19 protein-coding genes are annotated in these 23,782 nt (G+C 64.7%); 10 read left to right on the top strand and 9 right to left on the bottom strand.

Annotated features, from left to right (window positions below; translation table 11 throughout):
• The 4 genes from czcI (at position 1) to IGS58_RS25300 (ending at position 6,119) form a co-directional block, all read left to right on the top strand.
• On the top strand, positions 1-363 hold the full coding sequence (gene czcI, locus IGS58_RS25285; RefSeq protein ID WP_230523001.1) for a cation efflux protein, CzcI family: 363 nt from the start codon (positions 1-3) through the stop codon (positions 361-363).
• Positions 364-454: 91 nt separating this feature from the next.
• The gene (locus IGS58_RS25290; protein WP_230523002.1) at positions 455-1,693 is read left to right on the top strand and encodes a TolC family protein; all 1,239 of its coding nucleotides are present in this window, start codon (positions 455-457) and stop codon (positions 1,691-1,693) included.
• 12 nt (positions 1,694-1,705) lie between these two features.
• The gene (locus IGS58_RS25295) at positions 1,706-2,923 is read left to right on the top strand and encodes an efflux RND transporter periplasmic adaptor subunit (RefSeq protein ID WP_230523003.1); all 1,218 of its coding nucleotides are present in this window, start codon (positions 1,706-1,708) and stop codon (positions 2,921-2,923) included.
• Positions 2,924-2,948: 25 nt separating this feature from the next.
• A complete protein-coding gene (locus IGS58_RS25300; protein ID WP_230523004.1) occupies positions 2,949-6,119 on the top strand; it encodes an efflux RND transporter permease subunit in 3,171 nt (1,056 codons plus the stop codon).
• A gap of 120 nt (positions 6,120-6,239) precedes the next feature.
• Here the strand turns inward: IGS58_RS25300 and IGS58_RS25305 are convergent, their stop codons facing one another.
• Positions 6,240-6,752 carry a hypothetical protein gene (locus IGS58_RS25305; RefSeq protein WP_131689372.1) on the bottom strand — a complete coding sequence of 171 codons (513 nt, stop codon included), beginning with the start codon at positions 6,750-6,752 and terminating at the stop codon, positions 6,240-6,242.
• 359 nt (positions 6,753-7,111) lie between these two features.
• Between IGS58_RS25305 and IGS58_RS25310 the strand changes: the two genes are divergently transcribed.
• The gene (locus tag IGS58_RS25310) at positions 7,112-7,750 is read left to right on the top strand and encodes an Npun_F0296 family exosortase-dependent surface protein (RefSeq protein ID WP_230523005.1); all 639 of its coding nucleotides are present in this window, start codon (positions 7,112-7,114) and stop codon (positions 7,748-7,750) included.
• Between the two features lie 84 nt (positions 7,751-7,834).
• Here IGS58_RS25310 and IGS58_RS25315 read toward each other — a convergent pair whose 3' ends face one another.
• Complete coding sequence (locus tag IGS58_RS25315) at positions 7,835-8,071, bottom strand: hypothetical protein (protein ID WP_230523006.1); 237 nt, start codon at positions 8,069-8,071, stop codon at positions 7,835-7,837.
• A 212-nt stretch (positions 8,072-8,283) separates the two neighbouring features.
• Here IGS58_RS25315 and IGS58_RS25320 point away from each other — a divergent pair, with 212 nt between their 5' ends.
• On the top strand, positions 8,284-8,658 hold the full coding sequence (locus IGS58_RS25320; protein WP_230523007.1) for a hypothetical protein: 375 nt from the start codon (positions 8,284-8,286) through the stop codon (positions 8,656-8,658).
• On the opposite strand, the gene IGS58_RS25325 is transcribed toward IGS58_RS25320, so the two are convergent.
• Positions 8,659-11,697, bottom strand: a complete 3,039-nt coding sequence (locus IGS58_RS25325; RefSeq protein WP_230523008.1) for a sensor domain-containing diguanylate cyclase — start codon at positions 11,695-11,697, stop codon at positions 8,659-8,661.
• 224 nt (positions 11,698-11,921) lie between these two features.
• Here IGS58_RS25325 and IGS58_RS25330 point away from each other — a divergent pair, with 224 nt between their 5' ends.
• Positions 11,922-12,641, top strand: coding sequence for a helix-turn-helix domain-containing protein (locus tag IGS58_RS25330; RefSeq protein ID WP_230523009.1), 720 nt, complete (start codon positions 11,922-11,924; stop codon positions 12,639-12,641).
• Here IGS58_RS25330 and IGS58_RS25335 read toward each other — a convergent pair.
• Both IGS58_RS25335 and queC read right to left on the bottom strand, forming a co-directional pair.
• Positions 12,625-13,530, bottom strand: coding sequence for a sterol desaturase family protein (locus IGS58_RS25335; protein WP_230523010.1), 906 nt, complete (start codon positions 13,528-13,530; stop codon positions 12,625-12,627). The genes IGS58_RS25330 and IGS58_RS25335 overlap by 17 nt on opposite strands.
• Before the next feature lie 78 nt (positions 13,531-13,608).
• The gene (gene queC / locus IGS58_RS25340) at positions 13,609-14,334 is read right to left on the bottom strand and encodes a 7-cyano-7-deazaguanine synthase QueC (RefSeq protein ID WP_230523011.1); all 726 of its coding nucleotides are present in this window, start codon (positions 14,332-14,334) and stop codon (positions 13,609-13,611) included.
• 221 nt (positions 14,335-14,555) lie between these two features.
• Here queC and IGS58_RS25345 point away from each other — a divergent pair, with 221 nt between their 5' ends.
• On the top strand, positions 14,556-16,469 hold the full coding sequence (locus IGS58_RS25345) for an autotransporter assembly complex protein TamA (protein WP_230523012.1): 1,914 nt from the start codon (positions 14,556-14,558) through the stop codon (positions 16,467-16,469).
• A complete protein-coding gene (locus tag IGS58_RS25350) occupies positions 16,469-20,893 on the top strand; it encodes a translocation/assembly module TamB domain-containing protein (RefSeq protein ID WP_230523013.1) in 4,425 nt (1,474 codons plus the stop codon). The genes IGS58_RS25345 and IGS58_RS25350 overlap by 1 nt, the downstream gene beginning before the upstream one ends.
• A 102-nt stretch (positions 20,894-20,995) precedes the next feature.
• Here IGS58_RS25350 and IGS58_RS25355 read toward each other — a convergent pair whose 3' ends face one another.
• Both IGS58_RS25355 and IGS58_RS25360 read right to left on the bottom strand, forming a co-directional pair.
• Positions 20,996-21,235 carry a hypothetical protein gene (locus IGS58_RS25355; RefSeq protein ID WP_034753464.1) on the bottom strand — a complete coding sequence of 80 codons (240 nt, stop codon included), beginning with the start codon at positions 21,233-21,235 and terminating at the stop codon, positions 20,996-20,998.
• 24 nt (positions 21,236-21,259) lie between these two features.
• Positions 21,260-21,412, bottom strand: a complete 153-nt coding sequence (locus IGS58_RS25360; RefSeq protein WP_168208500.1) for a hypothetical protein — start codon at positions 21,410-21,412, stop codon at positions 21,260-21,262.
• A 222-nt stretch (positions 21,413-21,634) separates the two neighbouring features.
• On the opposite strand from IGS58_RS25360, the gene IGS58_RS25365 reads away from it, so the two are divergent.
• Positions 21,635-22,153, top strand: a complete 519-nt coding sequence (locus IGS58_RS25365) for a hypothetical protein (RefSeq protein WP_230523014.1) — start codon at positions 21,635-21,637, stop codon at positions 22,151-22,153.
• A gap of 9 nt (positions 22,154-22,162) precedes the next feature.
• On the opposite strand, the gene IGS58_RS25370 is transcribed toward IGS58_RS25365, so the two are convergent.
• Entirely contained in the window at positions 22,163-22,972 is an 810-nt protein-coding gene (locus IGS58_RS25370) for a hypothetical protein (protein WP_230523015.1), read from the bottom strand.
• 61 nt (positions 22,973-23,033) lie between these two features.
• Positions 23,034-23,633, bottom strand: coding sequence for a nucleotidyltransferase family protein (locus tag IGS58_RS25375; RefSeq protein ID WP_230523085.1), 600 nt, complete (start codon positions 23,631-23,633; stop codon positions 23,034-23,036).
• Between the last annotated feature and the right edge of the window lie 149 nt (positions 23,634-23,782).

The raw sequence follows: 23,782 nt of genomic DNA on the forward strand, positions 1-23,782 counted from the left end.
ATGCGCCGATTCTTCCTCATTTTGCTGCTGTTCGTGCTTCCGCTCCAGATGTCCTGGGCTGCGGCGAGCGCGTATTGCCTGCACGAGGAAGGCAAGGCGGCGCAGCACCTGGGCCACCACAGCCACCAGCACAAGGCCGATGCGGACAAAAAACCCGCCGGCGATAAAGCTGAGCAGCAGAAAAAAGGCCAGCCGCACAGCGACTGCAACGTCTGCCACGGCATCGGCCATGCATGGCTGCCGGCCGGCTCCAGCCTGCCCATCGGCGACACGGCGTCCGTGAATGCGGACACTTCCCCCTTCTTTTACGCTTCCCACATCCCGGACGCTCCCAAGCGCCCTGACTGGTCGTCGGCCACCTAGGCCGACGGGGCGTTTCAATCACTTTTCGCAGTAAGCCAGGCGCCAGCCTGCGCGTCCCGTCGAATTCTTTTCCATGTTTTTGGAGAATTCGATGTACCGATCCATCTATCTGTTATTACTCTCCGCTGGCCTGCTGGCTGGCAACTTTGTCCATGCGCAAGCTCCACAGGAGACTGCCGGCCCCCTGACCTTGCCTGCCGCGCTGCTGCTCGCCGAGGGCGGCAACGCCACTTTGTCCGCTGCCCGCCATGAACTGGCGGCGCAAGGGGGCGCCCTGCAACAGGCGCGCGCCCTGCCCAATCCGGAACTGCAAACCGTGCTGGAAGACACGCGGCGCGCCACGCGCAGCACCACCGTGCAGCTCAACCAGCTCATCGAACTGGGCGGCAAGCGGGGGGCGCGCGCCGCCGTCGCCCAGCGCGGCGCAGACCTGGCGCAAGCGGGCCTGTCACTGCAGCAGGCGGAAACCCGCGCCGCCGTGACTTCCGCCTTTGTCGACGTGCTGGCGGCGCAGGAAGGCTTGCGCCTGGCCGACAGCGCGCAGGCGCTGGCCGCGCGCGCCAGCGACATCACGGCGCGCCGGGTCACGGCCGGCAAGGCGTCCCCGGTCGAGGAAACCCGCGCCAGGGTCGCCGAAGCAAGCGTACGGCTGGAGCTGAACCTGGCCCGCAGCACTCTGGCCAGCGCCCGCAAGCGCCTGGCCGCCCTGTGGGGCAACGCCACGCCACGTTTTACCCTCGCCGAGGGACGCCTGGAAACCGTGCCCGAGCTGCCCCCGGCCAGCGAACTGGCGGCGCGCCTGGAGCAAGCCCCGGCCGTGCGCCAGGCGCACAGCGCGCTGGCCCAGCGGCAAGCCATGCTGGACGTGGAACAGCGGCGCGCCACGCCCGACGTCACGGTCAGTATCGGCATGAAGCGTTCGGAAGAGCTGGGCCGCAACCAGGCCATCATCGGCCTGGCCTTGCCGCTGCCCCTGTTCGACCGCAATGCCGGCAGCAAGCTCGACGCACTGCGCCGCAGCGACAAGGCCAGCGACGAGCTGGCCGCCGCCCGCATCGCCGTGCAAACGGACGTGACCGCCGCCACCGAACGCCTGGCCACGGCCCGGCTCGACGTGGAAAGCTTGCGCCAGGACATCTTGCCTGGCGCCCAGAGCGCCTACGACGCGGCCAGCAAGGGCTTCGAGTTCGGCAAGTTCGCCTTCCTCGACGTGCTCGATGCCCAGCGCACCTTGCTGCAAGCCAAAAACCAATACCTGCGCGCGCTGACCGAAGCGCAGCACGCCGCCGCCGACATCGAGCGCCTGCTGGGCACACCAGCTCCCCTGTAAGGAATACCCTCCATGAACATCACATTGAACAAGAAACAGGCGATCGCCATCGTCTCCATCGCCGCCGCCGGCATCGTCCTGGCGGCTCTGATCCTCGGCACGGGCAAGTCCAGCGCTCCTCCTGCCCCTGCCGCCAAGGCGGAAGCACATGCTGAAAAGAAAGACGAACACGGCCACGACGAAGTGGAAGGCCGGCTGGAATTGACGGCGGCGCAAAGCAAGGCAGCCGGCGTCGTCATCGCCACGGCCGCGCCTGGCCGCATCAAGACGACGGTCGCCCTGCCCGGCGAAATCCGTTTCAACGAAGACCGCACGGCCCACGTCGTGCCGCGCCTGGCTGGCGTGGTGGAAGCCGTGCAGGCGGACCTGGGCCAGCTGGTCAAAAAGGGACAAGTACTGGCCGTCATCGCCAGCACGGAACTGTCGGAACAGCGCAGCGCACTGCTGTCGGCGCAGCGGCGCCTGTCGCTGGCCCGCTCCACGTATGAGCGCGAAGAAAAACTGTGGCGCGAAAAGATTTCGGCCGAACAGGATTACCTGCAGGCGCAGCAAGCATGGCGCGAGGCGGAAATCGCCGTGCAGAACGCGCAGCAAAAGCTCAGCGCACTGGGCGCCAGTGGTTCCGGGACCGGGGCCAGCAAGGGTCCGCTGAACCGCTACGACATCCGCGCGCCGTTCGACGGCATGGTGCTGGAAAAACATATCACCCTGGGCGAAGCCGTCAAGGAAGACGCGAACATCTTCGTCATTTCCGACCTGTCGACCGTGTGGGCGGAAATCGCCGTGCCGGCGAAAGACCTGGCCACCGTGCGCATGGGAGGCAAGGCGGAAGTCAAAGCCAGCGCGTTTGACGCCAGCGCGCAAGGCACGATCACCTATGTGGGCGCGCTGCTGGGCGAGCAGACGCGCACGGCCAAGGCACGCATCAGCTTGCTGAATCCCGACATGGCCTGGCGCCCGGGCCTGTTCGTCACGGTGGAAGTGGTCTCCGGCGAAGCGGACGCGCCTGTCACCGTGCACAGCACGGCGATCCAGACGGTGGAAGACAAGCCCGTCGTCTTCGTGCAGGTGAAAGATGGCTACCAGGCCACGCCCGTGGTGCTGGGCCGCAGCGATGGCACATTGACGCACATCAAGCAGGGCCTGGCCGCCGGCACGCCGTACGCGGCGCAAGGCAGTTTTGTCCTGAAGTCCGAGCTGGGCAAGGACTCTGCCGGCCACGAACACTGATCACGTCAAAGCTAAGGAAACCATCATGTTTGAACGCTTGATCCGCTTTGCCATCGACCAGCGCTGGCTGGTGATGCTGGCCGTGGCCGCCATGGCCGGCCTGGGCATCTACAGCTATCAAAAGCTGCCCATCGACGCCGTGCCCGACATCACCAATGTGCAGGTGCAAATCAATACCCAGTCCGCCGGCTATTCGCCGCTGGAAACCGAGCAGCGCGTGACGTTCCCCATCGAGACGGCCATGGCCGGCTTGCCCAACCTGGAACAGACGCGTTCGCTGTCGCGCTATGGCCTGTCGCAGGTCACCGTGATCTTCAAGGATGGCACGGACATTTATTTTGCGCGCCAGATGATCAACGAGCGCTTGCAGGAAGCCAAGGAAAGTCTGCCGGCCGGCATCACGCCGAAGATGGGCCCCGTCTCCACGGGCCTCGGCGAAATCTACCTGTGGACGGTGGAAACGCAGGACGGCGCGAAAAAGCCCGATGGCACGCCGTACACGCCGACGGACTTGCGCGAAATCCAGGACTGGATCATCAAGCCGCAGTTGCGCAATGTCACGGGTGTCACGGAGATCAATGCCATCGGCGGTTACGCCAAGCAATACCAGGTGGCGCCGTATCCGGAAAAACTGGCCGCCTACGGCATCAGCCTGCAAGACGTGGTGACGGCGCTCGAGCGCAATAACAGCAACGTGGGCGCCGGCTACATCGAAAGGCAGGGCGAGCAGTTGCTGATACGCGCGCCGGGCCAGGTGGCGTCCAAGGACGACATCGGCAACATCGTCGTCGCCAATGTGCAGGGCGTGGCGATCCGTATCCGCGACGTGGCCGACGTGGTGCTGGGGCGCGAGCTGCGCACGGGCGCGGCCACGGAAAACGGCCGCGAAGTGGTGCTCGGCACCGTCTTCATGCTGATCGGGCAGAACAGCCGCGCCGTGTCGCAAGCCGTGGATAAAAAGATGGTGGAAATCAACCGCAGCCTGCCGAAAGGCGTGCACGCCGTCACCGTGTATGACCGCACGGTACTGGTCGACAAGGCCATCAATACGGTGAAGAAAAACCTGCTCGAAGGCGCCGTGCTGGTGATCGCCATCCTGTTCCTGTTCCTCGGCAATATCCGCGCGGCCATCATCACGGCCATGGTGATTCCGCTGGCCATGCTGTTCACGTTTACGGGCATGGTGCAATACCATGTGAGCGCCAATCTGATGAGCCTGGGCGCGCTGGACTTCGGCATCATCATCGATGGCGCCGTGGTCATCGTGGAAAACTGCGTGCGCCGCCTGGCCCATGCGCAGCAGAAACTGGGACGGCCGTTGACATTGCAGGAACGTTTTCACGAAGTGTTTGCGGCATCGCAAGAAGCGCGCCGGCCCTTGCTGTATGGTCAGCTGATCATCATGGTCGTGTACCTGCCCATCTTCGCGCTGACGGGCGTGGAAGGCCGCATGTTTACGCCGATGGCCCTGACGGTCGTCATTGCCCTGCTGGGCGCCATGCTGCTGTCGATCACCTTCATTCCGGCTGCCGTGGCGCTGTTTATCGGCGACAAGGTGGCGGAGAAGGAAAACGCCATCATGCGCGCGGCCAAGCGCTGGTATGCGCCGCTGCTGGACAAGGTGATGCGCAACACGCCCGTCGTGCTGACGGGCGCGGCGGTGGCCGTCGTGCTGTCGGGCTTGCTGGCCACGCGCATGGGCAGCGAGTTCGTGCCCAGTCTGAACGAGGGCGACATCGCCATCCAGGCCTTGCGCATCCCCGGCACCAGCTTGAGCCAATCGCTGGCCATGCAGCAGCAGCTGGAAAGCAAGCTCATGAAAAACCACAAGGAAATCGCGCGCGTGTTCGCCCGCACGGGAACGGCCGAGATCGCGTCCGACCCCATGCCGCCGAATATTTCCGACGGCTACATCATGCTGAAGCCCCGCGACGAATGGCCGCAACCCGGGAAGTCGCGCGAGCAATTGCTGGCGGAAATCGAAGCGACGGCCACCAGTTTACCCGGCAACAATTACGAGTTTTCGCAACCGATCCAGCTGCGCTTCAATGAACTGATTTCCGGCGTGCGCAGCGACTTGGCCGTGAAACTGTTCGGCGACGACATGGCCGTGCTCGACGGCACGGCGGCGAAGATCGCTGGTGTGCTGGGCAAGATTCCCGGCGCGACAGAGGTAAAAGTCGAGCAGACGACGGGGCTGCCCATGCTGACGGTGCAGATCGACCGCGAGCAGACGGCCCGCTACGGCCTCAACATTGCCGACGTGCAAGCGGCGATTGCCACGGCCATCGGCGGGCAAGAGGCGGGCACCCTGTTCCAGGGCGACCGCCGCTTCGACATCGTCGTGCGCCTGCCCGACAGCCTGCGCAGCGACCTGGAGCAACTCAAACGCCTGCCCATCGCCCTGCCCCTGGGCGCGGCGGCGGAAGGCCGCGCGCGCTTCATCCCGCTCGGCGAAGTGGCCAGCCTGCAAGTGGCGCCGGGGCCGAACCAGATCAGCCGCGAAGACGGCAAGCGCCGCATCGTCATCAGCGCCAACGTGCGCGGGCGCGACATCGGCTCGTTCGTGGCCGACGCCACGCAGCAGCTGCAAGCGCAGGTAGCCATTCCCGCCGGCTACTGGACCAGCTGGGGCGGCCAGTTCGAGCAATTGCAGTCGGCCACGAAACGCCTGGAGCTGGTGGTGCCCGTGGCGCTGGCCCTCGTCTTCGTCTTGCTGTTCGCCATGTTCGGCAACGTGAAAGATGGCTTGCTCGTGTTCAGCGGCATCCCGTTCGCCTTGACGGGCGGCATCGTCGCCCTGTGGCTGCGCGACATTCCCATGTCGATCTCGGCGGCCGTGGGCTTCATCGCCCTGTCCGGCGTGGCCGTGCTGAACGGCCTCGTGATGATCGCCTATATCCGCCAGTTGCGCGAACAGGGCATGCCCTTGCAGGAGGCGATACGCGTAGGGGCCATCACGCGCTTGCGGCCCGTGCTGATGACGGCGCTGGTGGCGTCGCTGGGCTTCGTGCCGATGGCCATTGCCACGGGCACGGGCGCTGAAGTGCAGCGTCCGCTGGCCACCGTGGTGATCGGCGGCATTTTATCTTCGACGGCATTGACCCTGCTGGTGCTGCCGCTGCTGTACCGGCTGGCGTACCGCAGGGAAGACGAGGTGGAAATGCAGGCCGCGCCCGAAGGCGCGGCGGTGTAGTCCTGGAACCAGGCGTAGCAAAATCGTAGCGAGCGGCTTCGATTTGTGGCCGAGAAGCGCAGCTGTACTTAAGTACAGCGAGCATCGGAGGCCACAAAGCGTGCCGCGCAGTAGATTTTGCTAGCCTGGCCGGCGGTAGCCGCCTTCGATCCAGTTCGCCGCTGATGTGGCGTTGAACTTGAAGGCGGCCGAGGTGCGCACCTTGGCGATCTGCTCGCCGTCGGCGTCGTAGGCACTCAATTCCGCGTACGGGTGCTCTTCGTCGGGCACGATGTCGAACATCACCTTGACTTGCCCCTCGTCGGTGGCGACAAACAGGTTCTTGTGCAATTGCGCATGCAGCTGCTGCTCATGGCGGCGCAGCACTTCCGAAGCCGTCTTGACCAGCGTGTTGAACGCGTTGACGTCGAGCGGCTTCGGATTTTTCTTGTCGCGCCCCATGGTCCACGGGCCCACCAGGGCCGGCTCCGGTTCACCATCCTTGATCATGGCCACGGCCCAGCCCTCATCTTCCTCGTTCTTGATCACGCGCGCCGTCCAGCCATTGCCTACCCACAGGCGCGGCTCCTGGATCGGGGCGTCATTGTCTTGCTCGGCTGCTTCGTCGGAAAAGTCGGGAAAATCGGTACTCATGGCGGTGCTCGTGATGGAAGGTCGGGGCTAGCATGATAGTCGAAAACGCCCGCCCGTGCCGCCTTGCCGCAAGGTAAGGAGCGGCCCGCCATAGTCGATCCCGGCAAGAAGACAAGCTATCAATGTAGTAGCTTTATTCTAGTAATCGAGCTTTGATATTTCTCAAGTAAACCTATTATTATTTTGCAATCTGAATTGTGTTTTTTGTATTTAAATATTGCATGTAGTAATGCTTGGCTCCAAGAAATTCTTTTCTCACGCGACGTCCCTCGTCCCCGCGCGCCGCATTGCCCCGCCACGCCAGGCATCTCTATCGTCCATTACCGCTGCATATAACTATACTCATCAGAGGGACTCACATGAAAATCTTGACTACGCTGGCCTTGGCCACGCTGACGCTCGCCGCAGGTACCGCAAGCGCCGTCCCCACCTTCACTGCCGGCGGCACGGCACTGGCAGGGGAAGGCCTTGTCACCTCGGTCGCAGGCGCCACGACCATCAATTTCAACGATGGTTTACTACCCGGCAACTACACGGGCGCCGTGTTTACCAGCAACCACCCCAGCTACGCCGCGCAACCTCCAAATGACTTGACGGCCTTCTATTCCGTCGGCGTCTCGGATGGCCAGATCACGCCAGGCACGGCCACCTTCAGCGGCGGGCTCAGCTATTTTGGCTTTTACATGGGATCGCCCGACACGTACAACAGCATCGTCTTCACCATGGGCGACAGCAGCACAGTCGTCCTGACCGGTTCGCAAATGGCCGCCTTGGGCGGCGTCAGTCCGAATGGCGACCAGTCCGTCGGCCTGTATATCAACGCCTGGGCCGGCCAAGGGGCGAGCTTCACCTCGGTCGCCTTCCATTCGCCAAACACGAACGCGTTTGAAAGCGACAACCACGCCTACATCGCCGCCGTGCCGGAACCGGGAACATACGCCATGCTGCTGGCCGGTCTGGGCCTGCTGGGTTTCATGCTGCGCCGCAAAGCGTCATAACGCGGCCATGCGCAAGCCAAAGCCCGCGACGCGGGCTTTTTTCACAACCAGCCATCGCATGGACGGCAACGCTTTATAGCCGCCTCAACACATGGACATGGCAGGCCGGCTGGGCCAGGTCAGCGGAGGACCGGGCGGCACCCAGCGCGGGTCGATGGCCGGCAGCGGTGCATGGTAGTTGAATGGGGTGATGATGATCGGCGGTATCGCCGATGGCGCGCCGACGGGCTCGGCGCAGGACTGCGTGGCGCTACGCTGGCGCGTGATTTGATGGTCAGGGGGGGATAGCGATTGATCCCCGGTATCTGCAAACAAAAGCATGTTGCCCTCCTTGCGAGACTGAGGTATTCAGTATAGGACGGCTTGCGCACATTACAAGAAAAGAAATCTTGTTCCAGATCAGCGTTTTTCGTCCCGCCAGCGCCTTCCATACCGTGAAAATGACAGCCTGTCGCACGCCGCTGGCGGCAAGCCGGGCGCGCCCCTACAGTGTGATCATGCAACACCCCATCACCCACACACTGAGGCTCACCATGAAAAAATTGCTCACCTTCGTCCTCATCGTCATGCTCGCCTGCCTGTTCCTCGACAAGATCGGCGGCAGCGACATGCACATGCAGTTCAACGGCGACGATGTCGACGGTCCGCTGGAATGGCTGTTCGGCCTGGTGTTTGCCGGCGGCGGCTTGCTGATCGCCGCCATTGCGGTAGTGTGCGCCGCCGTCATCACCGGCGTCGTCCTGGCCGGCGTGGGCGTGGTGCTGATCGCGGTGGTGGCGCTCTGCGTGGTACTGGCGCTGGCATTGAGCACGCCCGTGCTGCTGCCGCTGCTCATTCCCGTCGCCATCGTCTGGCTGATCGTCAGCCGCAACCGCAAGCAGTCGCAAGCGCGTCAGCACAGCCTGTAATCATTGCGCCATGAACTTGCTGAGCACGCCGTCGCTGCCGCCGTCATTCTGCTCGATGCGGTTGCGCCCGCCCCGCTTGGCCCGGTACAGCGCCTCGTCGGCGCGCGCCAGCACGGCGTCGCAATCGGCATCGGTGCCGGCCATGGCGGCCATGCCGATGCTCACCGTGACGGTGATCACGATGCCGCCATCGATGGTCAGCGAACTTTCCGCCACGCGCCGGCGCAGCCGTTCGGCAAACACGGCCGCTGCCGACAGGTCGGTGCCGGGCAGCAGGATGGCGAATTCTTCGCCGCCCACGCGACCCGGCACGTCGACCTTGCGCAGCGCCTGGCACATCAGCGCGCCCAGGTGGCGCAGCACGGCATCGCCCACGGCGTGGCCATACTCGTCGTTGACGCGCTTGAAGTGATCGATGTCGAGCATCAGCACGCTGGCGCAGCTGGCCAGCTCGCGCTGCAAACGGGCATGCTCGTTTTCCAGTGACGCCATGAAGTGGCGCCGGTTCGGCAAACCGGTCAGGAAATCCGTGGTGGCCAGTTGCAGCAGTTCCGCGTTCATGCGCTTGCGCTCGGTGATATCGAGCGAGGACACCATGACGAAATCGAGGCTGTCCGCATGGCCGGGCATCACCAGCAAGCTCAATTCATTTTGCCGCGCCGCACCGTCGAGACGCACGAAGCTGCTCTCGCACTCGTACAGGTGGGCGCCGCCAGCCAGCGCCAGCAGCGCGTCGCCGAAACGGGGCAAGGCGCTGTCGTCGAAATTCTGCGCCAGGCCCAGCGCACCGCGGCGCTGATCGTCCTCGTTGGCGCGCACCTGCGCCAGCGCGGCGCCGTTCGCATCGATGATGCGCACCAGCCCCGCCAGTTGCCGCAGCGCGTCCGGATGGGCCTGGAAGTGGGCGCCCAGGTCACGCACGCCCGCTTGTTCAAAGGCATCGAGCGCGGCGCGCACGGCCGACCAGTCCTGTTCCCACAGGGCCACGGGCGCATGGTCGTACAGGCTGCGGAAACGCGCTTCGCCGGCGCGCAGAGCCAGCGCCACTTGCGCCTGTTCGATGGCCATGCCGGCCAGGTGCGCCGCCTCGCTCAGCCGCGCCAGATGCGCCGCGCCCGGCAGCGTCGGCTGGCGGTGATACGCCATCAGCACACCGAGCAGCTTGCCCGAGCCGCCACGCACGGGCTCGGCCCAGCACGATTGCAGCTGGGCCCGCCACGCCAGTTCCATCGTTTCCTGCGCATCGGCATGCAGGTCGCCGACGATCACGCGCTGGCCGTCGCGCACGGCTTGCGCGGCGATGCCATGCACGCCCTGCAGGGTGTCGAGGTCATGGCCATGGCTGGCCAGGTTGAAAAACGCAGGTAAGCTCGGCGCAGCGCCCAGCACCAGGCGGTGGCGGCTTTCATCGAGCAGCAAGATGCTGCACAGCATGGCGGGATGGTCCGCTTGCACGCTCAGCACCACGCTTTCCAGCACCCGTTCCAGCGGCGCGCCCGTGGCCAGCATTTCCAGCACCTGCCGCCGCGTATGCTCGCGCCGTTCCATCTGGCTGCGCTCGCTGATATCGCGGAAGGTCCACAGGCGCGCCTGTTCATTGCCCAGTTGCATGCTGCGCACATATTGCTCGACCACCCGTCCATCGCGCAGGTGCAGCACGTCGCGCCGCTCGCGGTGGCCATGCGGTGCGTGGGCGCGTGCCCCAAGGAACGGCGCCGCCTGCTCCAGCTGGCTTTCCACATGGCGCACCAGCGCCGCGCCATCGGCTTGCCAGTCGAGCGCATCGGGCACTTGCCACAGGTCGCGGAAGCGCCGGTTCGACGTGAAGATGCGGCCATCGGTATTGTCGACCAGAATGCCGTCGATGGTCGAATCGAGGATGCTGCGCAGCATGGCCTGGCTGCGTTGCGCCGCCTCGGCCATGGCCAGCACGCTCGCCTGCCCCTGCTCCAGCTGGCCGGTCAGTTCGCTCGAGCGCGCCAGCGCCGCCTGGGCGCGAGCGCGGCCCGCCGCCAGCAGCCAGGTGGCCAGCGCCAGCCCGATGCTGGCCAGCAAGCCGGTCCAGGCCACCAGGCGGGGCCGCGCCAGCAGTTCGCCATCAAAGCCCGGCATGGCGCGCATGCGCAAGGTCCAGGCATGGCCGGCGATGGTGATCGCCTGCTGCGACACCAGGCTGTCCGAGGCGACAGACGACAAGGCGCCCGGCAAGCTGTCATACATCAGGGCCGCCTCGGCCAGTTGCGCGCCATCATAGATTTCCAGATCCAGCTGGCGCGCGCCCTCGCCGCCCACGCCCGCCATCAGATCACCCATGCGGAACGGCGCAAACACCCAGGCGCGCAAGGCGGCGCGCCGCTGCTCCACGCTGGCGTGCGGCAAGCCATTGTCATACACGGGCAATACGACCAGGAAGCCATGCGCCCGGGCGCTGCCGCCATCCTGCACCAGGTGGATCTTGCCCGTCATCGCGGCTTGCCCCGTGTCGCGCGCCTGCTCCAGCGCGGCCCGGCGCACGGATTCGGACCCGATGTCATAGCCGAAGGCCAGCAGGTTGCTCTCGCTCAAAGGTTCCAGATAGGTGATAGGCGCATGCCAATCGCGCTGGCCATGCGGACGCACGGTATAGCCGGGATAGCCGTCCGCGCGCACGCTGGCCTCATGCCGTGCCAGGGCGGCGCCGGACAGCAGCGGCAGGTAGCCGATGCCGTGAATACCGGGAAAGTGGCGGTCCACTTGCTGCACCGCCAGATAGGCATGGAATTCGCGGCGCGTGACTTCCTGCGAACTGGCATACAGGCCCTGCACCCCGTGCAGCACCTGGATGTAGGTCTGCATGCGGCCGACGATGTTGCCCACCAGTTCGCGCACGCGGAAATCGAAATCGGCCTGCACCTGCTGTTCGCTGGCGTCGTCGGCATTGCGCCAGGCGCCATACGTCAATCCCAGGCACAGCGCCAGCACCAGCGCGGCCAACGCGCGCGGTCCCAGCCAGTGCGATACTGAACGAGCAAACCACGACGTAGACGCGCGTGTAGACATGGCAGGCGAGAAAGCAGGACGGACATCAAACCGCTACACGGCCAGCAACATGGCTGGCGGCGGGCCGCACGACTACCATCGGTAGTCGATGAGAATGATAGTACGTTACAGCAGGCGCCCTTGCAATGCTGAATATTGTATTTAAAAGATCACATATTTCGTCAATGCAATGATGTGTGCCCCAGGAAAATTCGATGCCGTGAAAACCATCCCCACCGGCTGGTATGATCGCCCCGCAATCCATCAACTGGGAGTCGCGTTTGCAGCAGGATAGCTGGCAGGGAACACTATGGCTGGCGCCGGACTTTGCCATCTTGCATGGCGCAGCGGGCGCCACGGCTAGCCACGCCCATTATGCGCACCAGCTGATGCTGAGCACCGGGGCGCCCTTCACGGCCAAGCTCGACGGCATCGTCCACACGGCGCGGCACTTGCTGATCGACAGCCTGCGCCCGCATGCCATCCTGGCCGCGCCGGCTTTCACACTGACCATCTATGCGGAGCCGCAGCGCCTGAGCGGCGCGGCCTTGCTGGCGGCCGCCGCCAGCGCAGGCGCGCACAGCCTGGACAGCCTGGCCGCCGCGCTGCAGGCACAACCGAGGGAAATCCTCGCCGACGCGCGCGTGCAGCGCGCGCTGGACAAGGTCGATGCGCTGCTATCGGGCAAGGTCAGCGCGGCCGCCGTGGCCGAGGCGGCGCATTTGTCGCTGAGCCAGCTGGAACGCCTGTTCAGCGCCCAGCTGGGCTTGCCCGTGCGACGCCTGGTGCTGTGGCGCCGCCTGCGCCTGGCCATCCGTTTCATCTTGCTCGGCAGTACCCTGACGGAGGCGGCCCACGGCGCCGGCTTTGCCGATGCCGCGCATTTTTCGCGCACCATGCGCAGCCTGTTTGGCGTGCGCGCCGACCGCAGCTTGCGCCAGCTCGACGTCAAGCTGCTCGATTGATGACTTTACGCAAACCAGCTGGCAACTCGGGCGCGCGCACGCCCTCTTCCGCGCGGAACGGCTCCAGCAGTTGCGCCCCGTATGCGGCCGGATAATCGGGACGGCTGCCGATGCCCAGGTCCTCGCCCCGCATGCGGTAGCCCGGTGCATCGAAACGCGTGCCCAGCAAGCGGTCCCAGCAGGTAAAAAACAGGCCGAAGTTCACGTCGCCGGCCGTGCCGTACTTCATGTGATGAAAACGGTGCAATGGCGCCCAGGCGAATATCTGGCGCAGCGGGCCCATGCGCATGTCGACATTCGCATGCTGCAGCAACAGCTGGATCGCCACGGCAAACGCCAGCACGGCCATGACACGCTCCGGTATGCCCAGCAGCAGCAAGGGCAGCATGCCGCCCGCCGCTTCCAGCAGCAGGTGCAGCGGGTGCTTCATCCAGCCATTAAAGCCATACAGGCGCTGCACGCTGTGGTGCACGGCATGCAGTTTCCACAGAAAATAATAGCGGTGGCTCAGGTAATGCACGAACGTGATGCCGCAATCGGCGATGACGATCGCCAGCAACAGTTGCGCCCAGAACGGCAGCTGGACTGGCCAGAATGCGCCCAGCGCCAGGTGCCCGGCCAGCAGGGGAAAGGCAGCCAGGCCCAGCAGGTACAGCGCTTCATTGACGAGCGCGTGCGCAATGTCGCGCCAGCCGTCGCCATGATCGTGGTTCCACGCGCCGTCATACGGCAGATAACGCTCGGCCAGAAAGGATGTGAGCAGGGCCAGCAGCAACAGCGGCGGCAAGACCCAGAGGGAGAATTGGCAAAGCGCCACCAGCACGGTGGCGGCGCCGATGAAGCCGGCCCAGAACACGGGGCCGTACAGCGCGGCAAAGAGGGATTTCATGGCAAGACGCTCCTGTGGCAAAAACCACAGCATGGCCTTGTCCCCCGCCCCGCCGCTTGAAGAAACGGCGCAAACTGCTTATTTGACAGCCGGCTTCGCAGCCTTCCTCGCCGCGTATTGCTGGTAACCATTCGCGCGCAGGGCACAGGCGGGGCAGGTGCCGCAGCCATAGCCCCAGTCGTGCAATTCGCCCCGCTCGCCCAGGTAGCAGGTATGCGTGCCGCTGCGGATCAGGTCAACCAGGGGCTGGCCGCCCAGGTCTTCCGCCAGGTCCCAGCTTTGCGCCTTGTCCAGCCACATCAGCGGCGTTTCCAGCTTCAATCGCGTATTCATGCCCAGGTTCAGGGCCACTTGCAGGGCCTTCATTGTGTCGTCACGGCAATCCGGGTAGCCGGAAAAATCCGTCTCGCACATGCCGCCGACGAGCACCGTCAAGCCGCGGCGGTACGCCACGGTGGCGGCCACCGTCATGAACAGCAAGTTGCGTCCAGGAACAAAAGTGTTCGGCAAGCCGTTTTCCTGCATGACGATCTCGACGTTCTGCGTCATGGCCGTATCGGAAATGGCGGAAATCAGGGACAGGTCGATCATGTGATCCTGGCCCAGGCGGCTATCCCATTCGGGCGACTGCTGGCGCATCTGCTCCAGTACGCCAGGGCGCACGGTCAGTTCGATCGCATGGCGCTGGCCGTAATCAAAGCCGATGGTTTCCACGCGGCTATAGTGTTTCAAGGCCCAGGCCAGGCAGGTGGTGGAATCTTGTCCACCGCTGAAGAGCACCAGTGCGGAGTCCGTTGCTAGCATAATTTCTTTCTTTCAGTTTTATTCTGTCCAATAGTGCGCAGGGAAACAGGATTCCCCATGCAAAAAATACTTATTCGTCCGCCATCAGTTTACCTATTCCGGTAACATGCAGTCAGCATTTACTCATCTGGAGCACCATGTTTTCTGCACGACCCATACGGCATACGGCTGCCGGCAAGGCGATACGACCACGGATTTTGGCACAAGTAGTGACAAAAGTAATGGGTCAACTGACACTGGCGGCCGCCGGCAGTGTCATCCTGGCATGCCCGGCCGTCCAGGCGCGCGCGCAGGAGGAAACGCAAGAGCGTCCGCAAGACGCGGCCGCCGACACCCCTTCCACGGAAGCGGCGCCCGCCCCGCTGCAGTACGAGGTCAAGGTCAACGCACCGGGCGACCTCGATGAGTTGCTCGAAAAAAACCTGGATCTGGAACGCTTCCGCGGCAACCCGCGCATGGACCGCGAGCAATTGCAACGCCTCGTGCGCGATACCCCCGAGCAAGCCAAAAACCTCGTCGCCACGGCCGGCTATTACACGCCCGTCGTCACGGTGCGCGTCGATACGACGGGCGCCAAACCCGTCGTCATCGTCGACCTTGACCCGGGCCAGCCGGTGACCATCGACAAGGTCGAGCTGGAATTGCGCGGCTTCGACCCCACGCCGCCGCTGGCCGCCAGCGAACCCTACGATACGGAAGCCCTGAAGCGCAGCTGGTCGTTGAAGACGGGCAGCGTGTTTCGCCAATCCGACTGGGAATCGGCCAAGCGCGCCCTGCTGCGCGAAGTGGTGCAGACGCGCTACCCGCGCGCCCAGCTGGTCGATACGCAAGCCGTGGTCGACCCGGAAACGCACAAGGTCTCCCTGCTGGTGGTGCTCGACAGCGGCCCCGAGCTGCGCTTCGGCGAGCTGCGCATCGAAGGCTTGAAACGCTACGATGCCAGCATCATCCGCAACCTCGACAAGATACGCCCTGGCGAGTACTACAGCGAATCGGCGCTGCAATCGTTCCAGGCGCGCCTGCAGGACACGGGCTATTTTGCCAGCGTGGAAGTGAGCGCCGACATGAGCAGCATCCTCAACGAGCAGATCGAAGCGGGCCAGGAAAGCCAGCAAGCCGAGGTCGAAGGTGCCAGCGCCGCCGCCGAAGCCAAGCCGGCCAACCGCGGCCCCGCGCCGCTGCTGCCGCTGGTGGTGCGCGTGACGGAAAACAAGCAGCAGAACGTCAGCGCCGGTCTCGGTTTCAGTACGAACACGGGGAATCGCGCCCAGCTCAACTATGACAACCTGAACGTGTGGGGCACGCGCTTCAAGAGCGCGATCACCATGGAAACGAAGAAACAGGCGGCGCACGCCAATTTTTACTTTCCCACGACCGAGCGCGGCTACAACGACAGCGCGGGCGCCTCGTTCGAGCGCAGCGACATTTCCAACGAAATCACGGCCGTGACCACCATCTCGGCCAAGCGCAACTGGGGTGGTACCAACCTCGAGCGCAGCCTGACGTTCGAGTTCCTCAGCGAAGACAAGACCGTCGTCGGCCTGGAACAGACGCGCAGCAAGAGCTTGCCGCTGACCTATGCCATCACCAAGCGCAGCCTCGACAGCCTGCTGTTCCCCACCAAGGGCTATGTCATCAACGCCCAGGTGGGCGGTGCCCTGCTGCCCGTGCTGACGGACGAGCGCTTCGTGCGCGTGGCCGGCAAGGCCGTGTATTACCGTCCGCTCGGTGAAAAAGGCGAACTGATCGTGCGCGGCGAAATGGGCGCGCTGGGCTCGAAGGAAAAACGCGGCGTGCCCGCCGTCTACCTGTTCCGCGCGGGCGGCGACCAGTCGGTGCGCGGCTATGCCTACCAGGAACTGGGCGTCAAGGAAGGCGACGCCACCATCGGCGGTCGCTACATGCTCACCGGCAGCGCCGAATACCAGTACTGGTTCAAGCCGAAGTGGGCCATCGCCGCCTTCTATGACGCCGGCAACGCGGCCGATACCGTGAAAGCGGCCATGACGCCGAAATCGGGCTATGGCCTGGGCGGGCGCTACAAGAGCCCCGTCGGCCCCATCAATGTCGACGTGGCGTATGGCCACGCCGTCCACGCCTACCGTTTGCACTTCTCTCTGGGATTCACTTTCTGATGTCCGATATTACTACCGAGTCCCACGACGCCGCGCCGCCACCGCCGGCGAAAAAACCGCGCCGCTGGGTGCGCTATGTGCTGATCGCCGTCGCCAGCCTGGCCGTGCTGCTGGGCGGCGCCTTCTGGTTCCTGGGCCGCGAATCGACCTTGCAGATGCTGGTGCAAAAAGTGGCCAGCGCCAGCGGCGGCGAAATCGAAGTGTCGGGCGTGTCCGGCTCGCTGTACAACCGCATGCACCTGGGCCACGTCAGCTACCGCAGCAAGACGCAGCACATCACGGCCGACAACATCGATATCAACTGGTCGCCATTCCAGTTCTTCTCGGAAGGCATCGCCATCAGCGAACTGCACGTGGCCAGCCTGTCCGTGGAAAGCACGGCGCCGTCCGAAGAACCATCGACCATGCCTGCCAGCCTGGCCTCGCCGTTCAAGATCGGCATCAGCGACGCGCGCCTGGACAAGGTGACGCTGGTGAGCGCGGGCGGCAACACGGTGTTTGAAAAGATCCATTTCAGCCTGTCGGGCGACAAGACGCAATGGCAGCTGGAAGACGCTTCGGCCCTCACGCCCTTCGGCCAGGCCACGGCCAGCGCGACGATTGCCGCCACGCAACCGTTCAAACTCGGCGGCAAGGCAAGTTTGACGCAGCTCACCCCCGCCGCCGGTGAAAAACCCGCCGCCCTCGCCTTGCAACTGGGCGGCGACCTGAATGTGCTGAACGTGACAGCCAAGGGCAGCGCGGGCGCGGCCACGGCCGATGCCCAGCTGGCGCTGGCGCCATTCGACCCTGTCATCATCCTGCGCTCGGCCAGCATCCGTGGCCGCAACATCAATCCGGGCAAGTTCGACGCCACCCTGCCGCAGGCGGACCTGAGCCTGGAACTCGATGCCGCCATCGATACGCGGCCCAACGCGCAAACCGTGTCGGGCAAGCTGGCCATCCTCAACCACGCCACGCCCGGCCCCATCGACCAGCAAAAGCTGCCGCTGAGCCAGTTCGAGGCGCGCCTGGGCGGCACCCTGACGGCCACCACGCTCGAGTCGGCCATCATCGATTTCGGCAACGCGGGCAAATTCACGGGTAGCGGCAAGCTCAACCGCGACGCTGTCGACGGCCCCATCGGCAACGCGCAGCTGACCTTGCACACCGACAAGATCGACTTGCAACACATTTACAGCAGCATCAACAGCACGAAGATCGTCGGCGACATCGTGCTCGACAGCGATGGCAAGACGCAGACCCTGCGCGCCAAGCTGGGTGAAGCCAAGCTGCGCCTGGACGTGGAAGCCACCCTGGCCGACTCGCTCGTGCAATTGCGCAAGGCAACCTTGCAAGCAGGCAAAAGCAGCGTGAATGCGACGGGCCAGATCAGCCTGAAGGACGATCAGCCGTTCAAGGCCGTGGCCAATGCCAGCCGCCTCAATCCCGCCGACTTCGGCGCCTTCCCCGTGGCCGACCTGAACCTCGACGTGCGCGCCAATGGTCACGTGGCGCCCCAGTGGCTGGCGAATGCGGACTTCACCGTACGCCCCAGCAAGCTGCTCGACCAGCCCCTGTCGGGCAAGGGCAAGCTGACGGCCGATGCGGCCCACTTCAGCGGCATCGACGTGCAGCTGGCACTGGGCAAGAACAACGTGACGGCCAAGGGCAACTTTGGCGGCGCCGGCGAAAAGCTGAACTGGAATGTCGATGCACGGCAACTTTCCGCCCTGCAGGGCGACTTGCTGGGCACCGTGCTGGCCAGCGGCGTGGTGCAAGGCACCCTGCAGCAGCCGCGCACGAGCTTTGTTGCCGATGCAAAAGGATTGGGTCTCACCAGCGGCAAGCGCCCTGCGCCGGACAGCGCCATCCACGCCAGCGGCGACGTGGGCTTGACGGGACCGAAGAAGGAAGCGGAACTGAAAATGACGGGTTCCTTGCAAAAGATCAACCCGGCCGCGTTTGGCGCATCACTGCCCAACGGCAACGTCAATGCGGATTTCAACGGCAACGGCCGCCTGAGCGGCGACTGGCAAGTGGCCCTCAACCTGGCCCTGCGCGAATCGACCCTGCAAAACGCCCCGCTGGCCGGCTACGCCAAGCTGTCGGCCAACGCGAAACGCATCGACAGCGTGGATACGGAACTGCGCCTGGGGCCGAACAGCCTGCTGGCCAAGGGCGCGCTGGGCGGCGCCACCGACAAGCTGACGTGGAAACTCGATGCGCCGCAACTGTCGACCCTGGGTCCCAGGTTTGCCGGCGTGCTGCAGGCAGCCGGCTCCGTCAGCGGCAAGATGGACGCGCCCGCCGCACAACTGACGCTCGACGGCCGTGACCTGACCTTCTTTGGCGACCAGCAACTGAAATCCATCAAAGGCAGCGCCAGCGTGGGCGCCGGCCAGGGCGCGCTCGACCCCATGGTCAGCAGCCTGGACATCACGGGCTACAGCACGCCCACCTTCAAGCTGGCCAGCGCCCGCCTGGGCACGACGGGCACGCGCGGCAGCCATACGGTGAATTTGGCGGCGCGCAACGACGATTTCGACGCCACGGTGCAAATTCGCGGCAGCCAGAGCGGCGCCGACTGGACGGGCACCATCGACAGCCTGCAAAACAAGGGCCGCTATGCGCTGGTGCTGCAAGCGCCCGTGCCCGTCAAGGTGGCCGGTCCTGCCGGCAGCGGCGTGGCGGGCCTCGGTCAGCCCGAGCAGATCAGCGTGGGCAACACCGTCATCAAATTGCCAGCAGGCAGCATCACCATGCAAAACCTCGTCAAGAACGGCCCCCGCTGGACCAGTTCCGGCCAGGCGGCCGGCGTGGCGCTGACCTACCTGGCGCAAGTGATCCCCGCGCTGCAGGCCAATGCGCGCAGCGACCTGACCCTGGGCGCGCAGTGGTCGCTCGACATGCAGGTGCCGACGGCCAAGCAGAAAGATCCGTCACTGGCCGGCATGCTGCATATCTACCGCGAAAAAGGCGACGTGACGGTAGGCGTGGAACAGCCGCTGGCGCTGGGCTTGCGCACCCTCGATGCGCGCATCGACGTGGCCAACCAGCAATTGCGCCTGGCCGTGAAACTCGATGGCGCGCGCGCGGGCCAGAGCGACATCAATGCCACCGTGCAAATGCTGGGCGGGCGCATCAGCAACGACAGCGCCCTCTCGCTGACGGGCACCACCAGCATCGATTCGCTGGCGTGGCTGGCGCCGCTGACGGGCCAGCCGGGCCTGGAACTGGGCGGCGCCTTGAAGGTCGCGCTGGCCGGCAGCGGTACCATCGGCGCGCCGCAATTGAATGGCGACATCAACGGCAGCAAGCTGCTGGTGAACTGGGCCGACCAGGGCTTGAAATTGCGCAATGGCGTGCTGCAAGCCAAGTTGGCCGGCGATCAATTGCAATTGCAGCGCCTGAGCTTTGACGGCGGCGATGGCAAGGTGCAGGCAGATGGCTGGGTACGCTTTGCGAATGGCGAAGCGAGCCTGGAACTGAAACTGATGGCCGACCGACTGCAGGCGCTGTCGCGCCCCGACCGTACCTTGATCCTGTCGGGCAACAGCACCCTGGTACGCAATGACAAGCGCTTCAGCTTCGAGGGCAAGTTCAAGGCCAACCGCGCGCTGATCGAGCTGGCGCCGCAAGACACGCCGACGCAAAGCAGCGACGTGGTGGTGCTGGGCAAGGAAGTGAAGGGCGGCAAGGAAGCGCCTTCGCTCCCCCTGAATATCGACCTCGAGTTCGACCTGGGCAATGCCTTCCACCTGCGCGGCATGGGCATCGATGCGGACCTGGCGGGCAATGTGCGCGCCAGGGTCATCAACCGCGCCGCGCCGCGCGTGACGGGCAGCATCCGGGTCGTCAATGGCCTGTATGCGGCATATGGGCAGAAACTGGCCATCGAACGGGGCTTGATCGCCTTCACGGGCGCCTACGACAACCCGTCCCTGAACATCCTCGCCGTGCGCAAGCGCCCCGAGGGCGAAGCCTTGTCGGAAACGAATGTGGAAGCGGGCGTGGAAGTGCGCGGCACGGCCCAGGCGCCGACGGCCAAGCTGGTCTCCACGCCAAGCGTGTCGGACAGCGACAAGCTGGCCTGGCTGATCCTGGGCCACGGCGCGGAAACGGCGGCCGGCGATGAAATGGCCCTCTTGACGACGGCTGCAGGCGCCCTCTTCGGCGGCTCCGGCGGCGGCTTGCAGGGCAAGCTGGCCAGTTCGCTGGGACTCGATGAAGTGGGCCTGTCGCAGGCGCAAGGGCTGGAAAGCACGGTCGTCACCGTCGGCAAGCGCCTGTCCTCGCGCGCCTACCTGACGTTCGAGCAAGGCACGAGCACGGCGACGAGCCTGGTCAAGCTGCGCTACAAGCTGAACCGCCGCATCACCCTGCAATTCCAGACGGGCACGAACAATGCCCTGGACGTTTTATATACGTGGGCATTCGACTAGATCGAGCGTAGGTCGGATTAGCGGCGCAGCCGCGTAATCCGACGCCACCAGAAACAACAAAGGGCGCCTCGGCGCCCTTTTCTTTGCTCTACCGCAAGCGGCTTACTCGGCCACGTCAAGCCCCCGCTCGATCATGCCTTCGACATACGCGCGCAGGTATTGTTCCAGCGCGGGGCCGGACAGCACGTTGGCCGTCAGCGCGCCGTGCGGCGAGCCTTTCAGCACGCCGTCGTGGTACACGCGCGCAATCCAGGCCACGTCCGCGCCCTGGGTGTAATCGAGTTCATAGTCGAACGATTCTCCGCTGACTTTGCGTGTGTAGACTTCCTTGACAATTGCCATCTAAAACAGCCTTTCTTGACGAGATTAACTGGGATGCGGGTGCGGCACGGGATCGTCCTGCGGCACCGGATGCACGGGCCCCGGATGGTGCCCGGGCGCTTCTTGCGGCTCCGGCGCCGGCATGGGTTCATCGACGGGCGCCGGGTCGGGCGCGCGGTGGGCATGGATGACTGACATGGCTGGGCCTCCCTGCAGACAAAAGAAGACCATACCACGAGATGCCCGCCGCCTGTCCATATTTGCCTGCCGGCCTGGCGTCCGCGGCCACGGCATGGCGTGACAGGGCATAGTGCTTGCATGCCATGTAAATGTCAACATGCAACTTTGCCGTTTGACAAGCATCGCCGCCCGTCCCCATCTGGCTTACAATCGCTGTTTTACCCGTACCCGATTGCATACATGGAAACCACCACCCTCGCCCTGCTGTTACTGGTCCCGCTGCTGGTCTGGCGTATTTATTCGCGCCTGAAAAAACTGGTGGCGCGCCAGAAATCGCAGCTGTGGCGGCACTGGACCGTGGCGATCGGGTTTCCCGCGCTGCTGCTGTTCCTGGCGACGACGACGAAATTCGACGTCCTGCCCCTGTCCAGCCTGGGCGCCGCTGCCCTGGCCGGCGGCTGGCTGGGCGTGCTGGGCTTGAAGCTGACGCGCTTCGAACACGTCGGCAAGGACTTTTTCTTTACCCAGCACCGCTACCTGGGCCTGACCATCACGATGCTGTTCATCGCCCGCTTGCTGTACCGCGGCATGCAAATCTACCTGAATTCGCGCCTCGACGTGCCGGTGCCGCCGCCACCGTTTGGCCAGAGCGCGCTGACCATGGCCGCCTACGGCCTCGTCATCGGCTACTACGCCGTGTATGCGTGGGGCCTCGTGCGCTGGCGCCAGCGCAACCAGCCGCTGCAGGCGCCCGAGTAAGTCATCCCGTCAATAGTACTGGCACAGGCCAGTACACGTCGTCACCGACAGCGCCTGGCGGATCGTCGCCAGCGCCGGCGCCAAGGCGGGATCGAGGTCCTTGTCCGCATCCGCCAGGCTGTTCAGCAGACGCTCGCGCAAGGGCGGCGGCATCAGGCCCGCGTTCGCCGTGGCGTGCTGCGCGGCCGCTTCCAGCATCATTTTCTTTTGCGCCACGTTCCAGAACGGCACCTGCACGAACTGCACCACGTTCGCAAACATGGTGCCCGATCCCTTGCTGAAGGCGCGCGCGCGCATGCGCTCGGCCCCGCTCACCTCCTGCCCCGGCTGGTGACTGAATTCCTGCTCCATTAGACGGATCAAGTGCGCATGGCAATGCAGGCCAAAGGCGAACATGGTGCTCATCTCATCGCCATAATTGGCCAGGTTCTGCATCACTTGCTCCTTGCGCGCCTGCTGCAATGCGGCGCCCGACAGCGGCAGCGGCAGCGCGAGGCCAAATTGGTAATAGGCCTTGCCCACGTTGGTGGCACGCTCGCACAGGGCCACGCTCTGGTTCATGTCCTGCAGCGCCGCGACGGGCGCCTGGAACAGGCGCGGCGCATCGGTCATCCGGGCAAACAACGCTGCCACGTCAGGGTCGCCCAGGCGCGGCAAGCCGCCTTGTGGCGTCGCCTTGGCCATCATCGCTTCCAGGCGCGCGCTGGCTTGCTGGAAATCGGTATAGCTGTCGGCCCAGGCGGCGGGCGCCACGAGGGCGGAGGAAAGGCAGAACAGGCGGCCGATGCGGCGCAGCGGCGGGGAAATCGATAGGGACATCAGATCAGAAGAATACTATTGGATAATTGGTAATTGTAGGCAATCTGTATCCATAGTGCATTTAATTGCGTTTTACACCATCATTTGCTTGGGAGATGATGGTGACGCGCGGCCAGCGCGCCGCATAGTCCTTGCTGGCCAGGCGCTGCGCATAGCCATCCAGGCTGATGCGCGCCGGGTTACGCCGCACCACCATATTGAACAGGTCATCGAGGCCATGCGGCGCGACGATGCCGATCTCGCCGTCAGGCTGCAGATAGATGCCAACCGAGGTGGCAAACTCGGGCCAGGTAGCGATGGCGTCGTCGAGCGACAGCAGGGGCGGCACGGCGTAGCCAAACTCGTCTTCGAACCACAGGTGCACCCTGGCCTGGTTGCACACCTCCCACGGCACGCCCGGCAGCAAGGTGGCCAGGCGCTGGCGCAGCTGCGTTTCGCTTTCCGGGCTGGAATCATGCGCATCGAAATACGCCACGTCGACATCGCTCAATGCCGATGGATGCGCATAGCCGTGCAAGGCGTCCCACACGAGGTTGCGCACGGCGCCGGCGCCGATGCAGCAGTCAGGCAAGCCCAGCTGCGCCACGGCGTGCAGGGCCTGCGTGCACCATGGCGTGCTCCTGACGATGGCGCGCAGCCGCGCTGCCAGTGCCGGCTGCATACTCACGCGTGGGTCCAGGATCGCGTCCAGGCGCGCGCCGGCTTGCTGGAAGCGCCATCACTGTCGGCCCGGGCGGCGGGCACGGCAAGCAGCGCGCCCGGGAACAGCATACGCAGTGGGTGCTGAAGAGCAGCAGTTTCCAAGGCGCG

Origin of the sequence: Janthinobacterium sp. EB271-G4-7A (genome assembly GCF_020858075.1) — a bacterium.
GTDB lineage: Bacteria > Pseudomonadota > Gammaproteobacteria > Burkholderiales > Burkholderiaceae_D > Janthinobacterium > Janthinobacterium lividum.